The organism is Flavobacterium sp. (assembly GCF_043760115.1).
Classification (GTDB): domain Bacteria; phylum Bacteroidota; class Bacteroidia; order Flavobacteriales; family Flavobacteriaceae; genus Flavobacterium.
This window is the reverse complement of the sequence record NZ_JAYUPK010000168.1, coordinates 1-11515: the sequence shown is the minus strand read 5'-3', so window position 1 is coordinate 11515 and position 11515 is coordinate 1. Positions and strand designations below refer to the sequence as shown.

Below are 11515 nucleotides of genomic sequence, written 5' to 3'. Positions count from 1 at the left end.
GAATTCAAAAACCAATTTCTGGAACAATTTTTTTAAAAGATAAAGACATTCAATTATTTGATTCTAATGAGTTAGCACAAAATTTAAGTTTAGTATTGACAGAGAGATTACCACAAAGTAACTTAACTGTTTTTGAATTAATTGCATTAGGCAGACAACCTTATACTAATTGGATTGGAAAATTATCTGATGATGATTTTCAAAAAATAAAGCAGGCAATTCAGCTTACGCAGATAGAACATTTGTCAGATAAAAAACATTACGAAATTAGTGATGGACAATTACAAAAAGTTCTTGTAGCAAGAGCTTTGGCGCAAGATACACCATTAATTATTCTTGACGAACCAACAACACATTTAGATTTACTTCATAAAGTATCGATGTTTAAATTGCTTAAAAAATTAGCGTCAGAAACTAATAAATGTATTTTATTTTCTACACACGATATAGATTTAGCCATTCAACTATCTGACGAAATGATTGTAATGAGTGAAGAATTTATAATTCAAGATGAACCTTGCAACTTAATTTCTAAAGGAGTATTTACAAAATTATTTAAAGATATATCAATTGTATTTGATGAACAAAAAGGAAAATTCATCATTAAATAATTCACTTCAAATTATAAAAAAATCCTATCAAATTACTTGATAGGATTTTGAATTTGTAAAAATTTATTTCAACTAATTTTTAATAAATTTTTGAGAGAATGATTTTCCTTCAGAATCTTTTAATGTTAAAATATAAGTTCCAACAGTTAAATTTTCAATAGAAATTTTGTCTTCTAATATTGACGATTCTTTAACTAATTTTCCTAATAAATCAAAGATTTGAGCAGAAACAAAAGTTTCTAAATTTCCTGATTTAATATTTAAAAAATCACTTGAAGGATTAGGATAAATTGTAAAAGTTGTAGAATCAAAAGTAGCATTATTTAATGCAGGAGATGAACCTTCTAAAACAGTTCTAGCTGAATCTACTGTTGGATTATTAATTACATCAACAATACCTGATGGCCATCTAATAATTAATTGAGTAATTGCAGTTTCAGTTCCTAATCCGAAATAACTATTCATAGAACTCATGTGGCTAAAACCTTGTCCGCTTCTAACTTCACGAATTTGTTTTCCCCAAGCGCCATAAATTTCTACTCTTGCACCAATTCCGTTAATATTACTTTGAACTCCTTTTAAATTTACTTTAAACCAATGATTAGCGTTTGGAACATTATAATGAACAGTACTTCCAAATTGTAAATCTAAAAAGCCATCGTTATTTAAATCACCAATTCCACCTTCATTAAACCCTAAATCATAAGCTGTAAAAGTTAAATTTCCATTATTAATATATAATTCCTTTGTATTTTGCCATAAAAAATCAACAAAACCATCGTTATTAAAATCGGCAGCTTGAACTTCCCAAGAACCAACTTGTGTTGCAATTCCTGTTGTTGCATAAATATCTGTAAAAGTTCCATCGTTATTATTTCTATAAAATCTATTTTGATCTGAAATATTAGACAATAAAAAATCTAAATCGCCATCATTGTCAAAATCTTCAATTGCTGTAGACCAAGATTGAGCACCATCATTTACACCTGCTACAGCACCTTTTTCTGAAAAAGTACTTGATGGATTAGCACTAATTCTATTATTTGAATATAATAAATTTATTCTTTGTGCATCGCCAACAGGTGCGCCACCACGACATTTAGCCAAATATAAATCCATATCACCATCATTATCATAATCTGACCACATTGTTGCATAATTTCCTCCTACTGGCAAGGTTGGCATCAATGAAATATCAAATAATAAATTTCCTGCGCCATTATTTCTGTATGCGTGATTTTGGGCCACATCATGACAAGCCCACAAATCTAAATTTCCATCATTATTGATGTCAATAAAATTAGTTCTTTGGGTAAAAATACTTTGAGGATAAGGCATTATTGTAAAACCTGATAATGTTGGTGTTGGTGTTGAAGAAGCAGTAGCTTTTAAAACAGTAACTCTACTTCCGTTTCCTAAAGCCAAATCTGTAAAACCATTTCTATCAAAATCTCCTGCGGCAATACTCCAATCTGGTAAATTTACAATAGAAGATAACGAATGAATAACGGAGTCAAATCCTCCAGGTTTTTGAGTTAAAACGGTTACTTGGCTAGCTTGAACTGTAACAATATCATCAAGATAATCGCCATTCATATCTACAACTGCACAAATATTAGAACTTGTACTTATAGAACTACTTGTAAAAGAAATTGGTGGAGCAACGTAAAGAGCTTCTGAAATTTGGAAATTAAAACCAATCGATTCATATTTATTATCGAATGCTATGTAATAGGTTGTTCCAGCGTTTGCAACAAAAACTACAGTAGATAAATAAGCATTAGTGTTTGTTCCATTATTACATGCAATTACACCAGAATCATCATCGCCAGTAACACATGACAAACTTAAACATGAACCAGAGTAAACGTGAATTCTTGTATCCTTGCAAATGTTAGCCAATAAATCTGTAGTAACAGTAACTGAAAAATTTTGAGTTGGTGTATATGCGTACCATTCTCCAGCAGTTGCTCCACCACCATTTTGTGCACAAATAGGTGTCGGAATTTGAGTTCCATTTATAGCATCAACTGTGTGAAGTCCAGCAGAAACTGGCAAAGCAGTTGCACAAGTATTTTGAGCTGTAGAAAAATGAAAACTGCAAAATAAAAGTAGTAAAAGTGTAATTTTTTTCATGGTTAATAATTTAGTTTGTTAGTTGCAAGTTTGTGGTAATGAATTAATATATTGTGTCATTAATTGTACTCCTTCTTCGTGAATTAAATTTCTACCAATAATTGGCATTTTTAATTCGCCTTCTGTTGTGTTTATTCTTTTCATTATTTCAGATCTGTTTGCATCACCGCTTTTAATTACATAAGGCGCACCTTCAATTGCAAATAATGGTTCTAAACATAGTCCAAAAGTATTCATATCTGTATTACTATAATTAAAACGTTGCGGTGTATAATCGCAATGTCCACCATCTCTATGGCAATGAGCGCAATTAATATCAATATATGATCTTGCACGTTGCGTTAATGATTTAGACGTATCTTTATAATCTATAGTAGAATTTATAGTTGTTGGAACATCATTTCCAATAAAACCTACACTTCTCCATTTTGCAAGCTGGTTTTGACTTCCTGTTGAATAATTAAATGTAGTATTTAAATTTTGAGGTTTTGGACCAATTGGAATAGTAATTTCTCCTGTTTGATTAATATTTATTTTATGACAAGTTAAACATTCTGATTGAGAAGGAATTTTATAAGTTGTACTTCTGGTAACATTATTTTCTACAAATGTTATTGGAACGAAAAGTCCATCGTTTGTAGTTTCTAAATTGGCTTCTGTTTGTTGTTCATTCCAAACATAATCGTATGCTTTCCAACCAGTAGATTTTCTAATTAATAATCTAGTTTCAATTATTTTAGTTGTATTAGATGGTAAAACGTTAGTGTAAAAAAACGTTTTTATCAAAACTGAACCTATTGGAAATTCTAAAACATTATCATCACCATTGTAAGTAGCTTTTGTTCCTGTTGGTAGCCAAACAAAACGTTTTTTGTGTGCATAATCTGCAAATAATGAACTTGCTGGTTCATAAGGCAAAACATTTAATGATGGATTTTGATTTTTCATATCGCCATCAAAAAAATGATAATCAGATAATTTTGCATATGGAACCAACTCTAATTTCACTGAAACTGGAGAAATTGCTACATATTCTTCATCATCAGATTTAGAACAAGAAATTATAATAAAGGTAAAAAGAACTAAAAAAATGCTTAATAAGTAATATTTTCTCATAATTTTAATTGTAAAAATCAAAAATAGTGAAATTACTACAACATCTTAATATTTATTGATTTAAGTTAGACCTTACAATGAAACTTTAACATTTGTAATACGAAATTGCGTGCAAATTTCAAAATTATTCAATTTCAAAATTAAATAATTTTAAAAAAAATTAATTTTTGCAGTTTTGAGATTTAATTGTATCCAAATCTGAACCATATTTTTCTTGATATCCTAATTTATATGCTGTTTCAATTTCAAAACAAGCTTTTTCATATTGTTTTAATTCAATATAAATTAAAGCTCTGTTTCTAAAAGCATAAGAGTTTTCAGGAAATAGTTTTATAGATTTATTTACATCTTTTAATGCTTGCTTGGTAAATCCTAATTTTAAATTAGAATAACTTCTGTTACTATAAGGTAGTGGAGCATCTGGTTCGTCTTTTATTATTTTTGTAAAAATATTTTTTGCCTCTAAATGTTTATCTAATTTTTGATATATAAATGCTAAATTATTCCAAACATTATTTAATCCTGAATTAACTTCAAGCGCTTTTTTATAATAAAATATAGCATTTTCAAACTCATTATTACTCATACAAATTCCACCTAAAACTATACAAGAAGTATAATTTTTAGCATCTAATTCAAATGATTTTTTAAAATTATTAAAAGCACTTATTTTTAAATTTCTCTGTAAATCTATAACTCCTATTGTGTAATGTACTGAACTTTTAATAGAATCATTCGTTGTAAGAGCAGCGTAATTTAAAAAGGAATTTGATGAAGCCGAAAAATTATCTAACTTAAATTCTAAAATGCCTTTTAATAGAAATAATTCATTTTTCTCTAAATCAATTTTACTAATAGTGTTAATTAAATTTAAAGCTTCTTGATTCTGGTCTTTCTTTAATAAAAATTGAATCTTTTTAATTGTAACTAAAGTTTCTTTAGAAACTAAAGTACTGTCAATATCGGTGCTAACTTCAAAATCTAATTTTGGATTAATTTCTAACGGATTACTACTTTTAGTTATTGATAGTTCTTTTTTAAATTTTTGAGCTGTTAAAAAATTACAATTAAATACAATTAGCAGTACAATAAAAATTACTTTTTTCATTCTTTTTCTTTAAATTTTATTTTTAATCTAAATCTAATTTTACATTATAATTTTTTAAATTTGTTAATGCTTCCGCCGATTTATAATCAAAAACTTCTTCGTGAAAATTTCTGTCTTTTTTTAATTCAATATGCTTTACACAATTATAAAAACGTCTAATTTCTATATCGTTTGCTAAGATTAATCCTGGAACTTTTATGTTTTTTCCATCAACATCTTTGGCAACCATTGTAAAATAACTTGAATTGCAATGTTTTACTTTTCCTGTTTGTATATTTTCAGATTCTACTCTGATTCCAACTATCATAGAACTAGTTCCAACATAATTTACGCAAGCTTTCATGGTAACCAACTCGCCTACTTCTATAGGATTTAAAAAATCTACAGTATCAACAGAAGCAGTAACACAATAATTTCCTGAATATTTACTGGCACAAGCAAACGCAATTTGATCTAATAAAGACAAAATATATCCACCATGAATTTTTCCAGAAAAATTTGTATGCGATGGCAACATTAATTCTGAAATCGTAATTTTAGAAGATTTTACGGTTTTAAATTCAGACATATAATTTATTTTATTTTAAATGGTGAACTTTCTTTGGTTACTTCTTTAATATAATAATTAGTGTCGCCCCACCAAGGAAAAGTTCTGTAACGTTCTAAATAGGTAACTTTTACATATTGACCTTGTAAGGTTTTTAAATCTTGTATAACCTTTTCATCGCTATCTAATATAGAAAATTTAAAAATTTGTGCGCCAGAAATTCCTTGACTAATTTCGCCTTCCCAAGTTTTAAAAACATAACCCTTATTACTTATTTTAATTAGTTCACCACTACGTTCACCATTACTATAAGTGGCATAATAAACAAATGAGAAATATGCAATAAATACTATAGAAATTGCTAAGATGAAATAAATAATAACTTTACGTAACATAATAAGTAGGTTTTAAAATAAATTTATAGTTTAATTAGATTCTGATTCTGATAATAAATTATCGCTGTTTTCAAAGACATTGGCTCTGTTAATAATATTTTCTGGAAGTGATTTTTTTGCTTTTGCACCCATTTTTTTCAACTTTTCTACACTTGTAATTAGGTTTCCTTTTCCGTCAACAAGTTTGTTCATTGCGCCTTGATATTCTACTTTGGCTTCGTCCATTTTTTTACCAATTCGAACTAAATCTAAAACAAATCCTTCAAATTTATCATATAATGCTCCAGCTTGACGTGCAATTTCAACAGCATTTTCTTGTTGCTTTTGGTTGGTCCACATACTATCAATGGTTCGCAATGTAGCCAATAAAGTTGATGGTGTAACTATAATTATATTTTTTTCAAATGCTCTATTATATAAAGTAGTATCTTCATTTAATGCTATTGCAAATGCTGATTCTATTGGAATAAAAAGCAGTACAAAATCTGGACTTTCCATTTGATATAAATCGTGGTAATTTTTATCGCCAAGTTGCTCAACATGACGTTTTACAGAATCAACATGTTCTTTTAAAAACTGCGATTTTAAAGTATCATCGTCTTCATTAATATAACGTTCATAAGCAGTTAAAGTTACTTTAGAATCGACAATCATCTTTTTTCCGTCTGGTAAGTTTATTACAACATCTGGAAAAACTCTTGTTCCATCTTCTGTAATATGACTTTGTTGTACAAAATATTCTCTGTCTTTTTCTAAACCAGATTTTTCTAAAACTCGTTCCAGTATCAATTCGCCCCAATTTCCTTGCATTTTACTATCGCCTTTTAAAGCTTTAGTAAGATTTAAAGTTTCTTTGCTCATTTGTTCATTCATATCGCGTAAGCCAAGTATTTGTTGACGTAAAGCTGCATGATAATCTATACTTTCCTTGTGTGTATCTTCTACTTTTTTCTCAAAAAGCTGAATTTTATCTTGTAGTGGAGTTAAAATGTTTTTAAGATTTTCTTTATTTTGTTCGGTAAATTTATTGGTTTTTTCTTCCAGAATTTTATTGGCAAGATTTTCAAATTCTTTAGTAAATTTTTCTTGCAACTGCTCTACTTCTTGCTTTTGTTCTTTATTTCGTTCCCAAAGATTTTCAAAATCGGTTTCTTTTTTAGATAATAAAATGGCCAAAGAATCTTTTTCAGTTCTAATTATTTCTTTTTCTTGATTGGATTGAATAATTTGTTTTTCAAAATTTATTCTTTCTTGCACAAATTGCTCTTTTTGTAGATTAATTTGAGATAATAATCCGTTTACTTTCTCTTCTAGCGATGCTTTTTCAGATTTAGAATTTACAGAAAAAAATAATTTTCCAAAGTAAATACCAATACCTAAGCAGGTTATAAATAGTAAAACAGAAAGAATTGTGGCGTTCATATAGCTTTATTTGAAAAGTAAATATAAACAAAAAGAGCTTAAAAATTTAGCCAAGTAAAACTTTTATCAAATTCGCTATCTTTTATTCTTCTATCTGAATAACTATTATAATGTAATGATTTATTTCTTTTATTGTTAAGTCGTAATTGAAATATCGTTAAAATACTTATAACTAATGATATTAAAATTATTAAAATCAATAAGGTCATAAATATTAAATAATTGGTTTCTAAAGATGATTTTAAGTTATTAAAAAACACATATCCAGAGAAAACTAACAAAGAATTTGACACTAATAATATAAAAGTTTTCATAGAAATATAGTTTTAATTATAAATGATAAAATTAAAGTTATTTTTGCAAATGGTTTTATATAATTTTAACTAGATTTTATATAAATCCTACTTTTTATTGTGATAGTATTAACAGTAATTTATAATTTTAATTTTTGAAATCTTAGTTAAATAGATACTATTTTACAAATAATATAACAAATAAATCTTAAAATAATATAATTGATAATAAATTTGGCATTATTTTGGTTTGTATATTTTTGAATATATCTTTACAAAAAAATTAAAAACGAATAATTATGACTAAAAAAATTACTTTATTAAGCTTTTTATTATTTTCATTATTTACATCTGCTCAAATAATTCCTGCTGGACACTTAACTATTTTTTCAGAAGATGGAGATAAATTTCAATTAATTTTAAATGGAGAATTAATAAACGATGTTCCTCAAACTAACTTAAGAGTTGAAGATTTAAATCAACCTTATTATAATGCTAAAGTTGTTTTTGAAAATAAAACATTATTAGAAATTTCTAAAAACAATTTAGTAATTACAGATGTTGATGGAGTTTTTGGCGATGTAACTTATAAAATTAAAAGAGACAAAAACAAAATAGGAAAAATGAAAATGAATTATTTTTCTTCTATTCCTGTGGTTCAAGGTTTTATTCCACCAGCCAATGTTCACGTAATTCATTACGGTCAGCCAAGAGAAATTATTGTAGTTAATGAAAATCCAAGAAATCCTGTAAGAGGAAACTCAACTCAAACAACTACTACAACTACTCAATCTGGTGGTGTAAATGTTGGTGTTGGTATAAATGTTGGTGGAATTAATATGGGAGTTTCTATTAATGATTCCTCAGATGGAGAAGTAATAACACAAACTACAACTACAACAACATCATCAAATAATCATCAAGATCATGACAATCACGACAATCATTATCAAGTAATTCCCAAAGGTTGTAATGGTAATTCTTGTATGACAAACGGAAATTTTAATACTGCATTGTCAACCATTAAAGGACAAAATTTTGAAGATTCTAAATTAAAAACTGCTAAACAAGTAATTACAGCCAATTGTTTAAATGTTGATCAAATTATTTTAATTGCTAATCTATTTAACTTTGAAGATAATAAATTAGATTTTGCAAAATTCGCTTATGATTATTGTATAGAGCAAAAAAATTATTTTAAACTAAATGGAATTTTTAATTTTAGTAGTAATGCTGATGAATTGTCAGATTATGTTCAAAGTAAACAATAATTAATTTTATAATTTAATACTATAAAGACTGTCAGTAATTGGGCAGTCTTTATTTTTTTTGACTAAATTAAATTATGCATCAACATTTCAAAATTTATAAACCTTACGGATATTTAAGCCAATTTAAATATGAATTGAAACGCAATAAAAAATTACTTGGCGAGTTATACAATTTTCCAGAAGGAATTATGGCAATTGGAAGATTGGACGAAGATTCTGAAGGATTACTTTTATTGTCTACAGATGGAATGATGAGTGAAATTGTACGTAATAAAAAAGTAGAAAAAGAATATTATGTTCAAGTTGATGGTTTATTTTCTGACGAAGCAATTTTAAAAATTACAAAAGGTGTAGAAATTGGTTTTGACGGAAAAAAATACATTACAAAACCTTGCAAAGCATCAATTTTAAATATAATTCCAGATTTTCCTTTGCGTGGAAAAAAAATTAGAGATGAACGTCACGGACCAACTTCTTGGATTTCTGTAACCATAAACGAAGGCAAGTTTAGACAAGTTAGAAAAATGACTGCTGCTGTTGGATTTCCTACTTTAAGATTAGTTAGAGTTAGAATAGGAAACGAATTTTTAAATGAGTTACAAAGTGGCGAAGTACTAGAAGTTGAAATGATTGATGTGTGAAAATTTATTTAATAAAAAAATAATTATTATATTTGAGTAAATTTTAAATACTATGACAATAATTATAGATAAAAATACTAGTAAAAAAGAATTTGAAAAAAAATTAAATTCTTTACAATTTCCTAATTCTAAAAAAGGAGTTGATTTAACTAAACATTCTGGGGTAATCAAACTTAAAAAAGATGCTCTCGAAATTCAAAAAGAGTTAAGAGGTGAATGGTAATAAAATTGTTTTAGATACAAATATCGTTCTATAATTTAAGTCTGATAAAGGATTTGAAAAAATTGAAGATCTAGTTTTATTTTTATATCAAAAATCGTAATGTTAAACATAGTTTTAGTAGAACCAGAAATTCCAAATAATACTGGAAACATTGGTCGATTGTGTGTTGGAACCCAAAGTAAATTACATTTAATTCATCCGTTTGGATTTGTAATAAATGACAAAAATTTAAAACGATCTGGACTAGATTATTGGGTTCATCTAGACGTAACTGAATATCAAAATCTTGATCAATGGATTAGCAAAATTCACGATAAATCAAGAGTTTTTTTAATGAGTTCGCACGCAACAAAATCTATTTATGAAGCCCAATTTCAAGATGGCGATTGGTTGGTTTTTGGTAAAGAAAGTGTAGGATTGAGTGACGAAGTTCTATCTAAATTCAACAATCATTTAACCATTCCAATGTCTAATTTAATTCGTAGTTATAACATTGCCAATTCTGTAGCATTTGTTGTTGGCGAAGCTAAAAGACAGATTAAAAACCTATAATTCAACATTTTTAAACGAATTTAATTTGTCAAGATGCAAAATTGTTTTGGTGTTTTGTTCATTTTCAGAATACATTAAATCAAATTTTGCTCCATAAACAAACTCATTAAAAGTATACGAAGTACTTGCAGCAACAGTTGTACTAAACATTTCGTCAAATGTTTTTACAAATATTAAAATCTCACCTTCATTAGCTTCAAAATCGGCTTTTGTAAAATTAAAAATCGGACTATTTTCAGTAATCGGATGCACCAATGTCCAACTCAATGTTAAGGCATTAATCCTGCTCATTTCAAGATCTAAACTATAAAATTTATTCACTTTTACACCATTTTCATCAACCAACATTCCTAGTGTAATTTTGGCTTCAGCATCAGTAAAATTTGTGTTTTTAAAAGGCGTCATTCGCACCATCAAGGCAGTTCCGTTTTTGTATGGCGCAATTAACGCATTTTCACTAAATTTAATATATGCAGTTGGCTTGCTAAAACGTCCAAAAAACAAACCAGTTGCAATGGCAAAACTCAATAATCCAACCAACGCTTCAATGGCAGAAAGTGCGCTAGTTAAAAATCCGTTTGGGCTAATATGTCCGTAACCAACAGTTGTAAAGGTTTGTGCACTAAAGAAAAATGCCTTTCCAAATTTTGTAATTTCGCTTCCAGCAGTATCAATTCCGGTTAAAAATTCAATGCCAATTGCATAATATAAACTCGCAAAAAACAGATTTACAATACCATAAAAACCAATCAAAATTCCTAAAAACTTCCATCTTGGCATTGCAATCATTGTATGATACCAACTAATTTTTGCAAAAAAATTCAAGCCACGTTTTTCAATATTAGCCGATCCATCTTTATTAATAAATCGTCCGCCATAACTACTTGCATTGGTGCCAAAACCAGTATTGGTGTCTGTTTTCGCCTTAGAATTTATTTTTTTCAACAACGCCATAAGTTTTATTTTTTAAAGCCATTTCCAGCTATACATTACAAGCATTTATAAAAAAAATGCATTTTGTATATTGTAAAAAGAACTTCCTTTGGTCGTTTTTTTACAATAACAAAAATAGCATTTTTTTTCATAAATGGCTTTCCATTTCTATCTGGGCTCATATCTTTGCATACAATAAAAAAGTGTGAAATACGTATCTTTGAAATAATATTAATAGATAAACAAAACCAAGTTGCCAAATTGTAT

13 protein-coding genes are annotated in these 11515 nt (G+C 27.7%); 5 read left to right on the top strand and 8 right to left on the bottom strand.

The window, feature by feature from the left end; all coding sequences use genetic code 11:
• Positions 1-611: ABC transporter ATP-binding protein (locus tag ACH2BC_RS14200; protein ID WP_395054778.1), on the top strand; the 611-nt coding region annotated here is incomplete at its 5' end.
• Between the two features lie 72 nt (positions 612-683).
• Here the strand turns inward: ACH2BC_RS14200 and ACH2BC_RS14195 are convergent.
• The 7 genes from ACH2BC_RS14195 to ACH2BC_RS14165 form a co-directional block, all read right to left on the bottom strand.
• Positions 684-2747, bottom strand: coding sequence for an FG-GAP-like repeat-containing protein (locus tag ACH2BC_RS14195; protein ID WP_395054776.1), 2064 nt, complete (start codon positions 2745-2747; stop codon positions 684-686).
• A gap of 18 nt (positions 2748-2765) precedes the next feature.
• Positions 2766-3863, bottom strand: coding sequence for a hypothetical protein (locus ACH2BC_RS14190; protein ID WP_395054774.1), 1098 nt, complete (start codon positions 3861-3863; stop codon positions 2766-2768).
• Between the two features lie 160 nt (positions 3864-4023).
• Positions 4024-4971: a tetratricopeptide repeat protein gene (locus ACH2BC_RS14185; RefSeq protein ID WP_395054772.1), complete on the bottom strand. Its 948-nt coding sequence runs from the start codon at positions 4969-4971 to the stop codon at positions 4024-4026.
• A 22-nt stretch (positions 4972-4993) separates the two neighbouring features.
• Positions 4994-5539, bottom strand: coding sequence for an acyl-CoA thioesterase (locus ACH2BC_RS14180; RefSeq protein ID WP_395054770.1), 546 nt, complete (start codon positions 5537-5539; stop codon positions 4994-4996).
• 5 nt (positions 5540-5544) lie between these two features.
• A complete protein-coding gene (locus tag ACH2BC_RS14175; protein ID WP_395054768.1) occupies positions 5545-5913 on the bottom strand; it encodes a 6-phosphogluconate dehydrogenase in 369 nt (122 codons plus the stop codon).
• A 30-nt stretch (positions 5914-5943) separates the two neighbouring features.
• A complete protein-coding gene (gene rmuC, locus ACH2BC_RS14170; protein ID WP_395054766.1) occupies positions 5944-7335 on the bottom strand; it encodes a DNA recombination protein RmuC in 1392 nt (463 codons plus the stop codon).
• Positions 7336-7373: 38 nt separating this feature from the next.
• Entirely contained in the window at positions 7374-7649 is a 276-nt protein-coding gene (locus tag ACH2BC_RS14165) for a hypothetical protein (RefSeq protein ID WP_395054764.1), read from the bottom strand.
• A gap of 278 nt (positions 7650-7927) precedes the next feature.
• On the opposite strand from ACH2BC_RS14165, the gene ACH2BC_RS14160 reads away from it, so the two are divergent.
• From ACH2BC_RS14160 to ACH2BC_RS14145, 4 genes are all read left to right on the top strand, one after another.
• Positions 7928-8899 (top strand): DUF4476 domain-containing protein, encoded by a 972-nt coding sequence (locus tag ACH2BC_RS14160; RefSeq protein ID WP_395054762.1) that lies wholly within the window; start codon positions 7928-7930, stop codon positions 8897-8899.
• A gap of 74 nt (positions 8900-8973) precedes the next feature.
• Entirely contained in the window at positions 8974-9540 is a 567-nt protein-coding gene (locus ACH2BC_RS14155) for a pseudouridine synthase (protein WP_395054760.1), read from the top strand.
• 52 nt (positions 9541-9592) lie between these two features.
• Positions 9593-9763, top strand: a complete 171-nt coding sequence (locus ACH2BC_RS14150; protein ID WP_395054758.1) for a hypothetical protein — start codon at positions 9593-9595, stop codon at positions 9761-9763.
• A 99-nt stretch (positions 9764-9862) separates the two neighbouring features.
• Positions 9863-10315 carry a tRNA (cytidine(34)-2'-O)-methyltransferase gene (locus ACH2BC_RS14145; RefSeq protein WP_395054756.1) on the top strand — a complete coding sequence of 151 codons (453 nt, stop codon included), beginning with the start codon at positions 9863-9865 and terminating at the stop codon, positions 10313-10315.
• Here the strand turns inward: ACH2BC_RS14145 and ACH2BC_RS14140 are convergent.
• Positions 10310-11269, bottom strand: coding sequence for an ion channel (locus tag ACH2BC_RS14140; protein ID WP_395054754.1), 960 nt, complete (start codon positions 11267-11269; stop codon positions 10310-10312). The two genes, ACH2BC_RS14145 and ACH2BC_RS14140, sit on opposite strands and share 6 nt — an antisense overlap.
• Between the last annotated feature and the right edge of the window lie 246 nt (positions 11270-11515).